The following is an 823-nucleotide window of genomic DNA, read 5'->3' as shown; positions in this document are numbered from 1 at the left end:
CCTATGAGGCGGCCGTGCAGGCGCGCAAGGATGCCTCGAAGGCCCATCAGCCCGTGCCGCCGGAGCCAGAAAAACCGGTCAAGGACAAGAAGTTCATCCTCGACCCGCTGATCTAGGCCGACGAGAGCGGGGCCTTCCAACCCGATCTCATCTTGCCGCAACTTCCGGAATCACTCCCGTGAACCATTTCGACTACCGCGACGGCGTGCTCCATGCCGAGGACGTGGCGATACCAGATATCGCCGCACAGGTCGGCACGCCATTCTACTGCTACTCGACGGCCACCCTGACCAGGCACTACCGGGTGTTTGCCCAGTCCTTTGCCGGGCTCGACACGCTGGTCTGCTACGCCATGAAGGCCAATTCCAACCAGGCCGTCCTGCGGACGCTGGCGAAGCTCGGCGCCGGCGCCGACGTGGTTTCGGAAGGTGAATTGCGCCGGGCGCTGGCCGCCGGCATTCCGGCCGGCAAGATCCTGTTTTCGGGCGTCGGCAAGACTGCGCGCGAAATGGACTTTGCCCTTGCCGCCGGCATTCTCTGCTTCAACGTCGAGTCCGAGCCTGAACTTGAGCTGTTGTCGGCGCGAGCCGTTGCCCTTGGCAAGGTGGCGCCGATCTCGCTGCGCATCAATCCCGATGTCGACGCCAGGACCCACAAGAAGATCTCCACCGGCAAGGCCGAGAACAAATTCGGCATCCCGTGGCAGCGGGCGCGGCAGGTCTATGCCCGCGCGGCAACGCTTCCCGGCATCAGGATCACCGGCATCGACACCCATATCGGCAGCCAGATCACGGAGCTGCAGCCCTTCGACGACGCCTTCGCC

At 64.3% G+C, this 823-nt stretch carries 1 protein-coding gene; it reads left to right on the top strand.

What is annotated here, in order from left to right; translation table 11 throughout:
* Positions 1-178: 178 nt before the first annotated feature.
* Positions 179-823: alanine racemase (locus tag EN969_RS33445; RefSeq protein WP_206525318.1), on the top strand; the 645-nt coding region annotated here is incomplete at its 3' end.

It is taken from the genome of Mesorhizobium sp. M7A.F.Ca.CA.003.01.2.1, assembly GCF_003998945.1.
Classification (GTDB): Bacteria; Pseudomonadota; Alphaproteobacteria; order Rhizobiales; family Rhizobiaceae; genus Mesorhizobium; species Mesorhizobium ciceri.
This window is presented reverse-complemented; position numbering and strand designations above follow the sequence as displayed.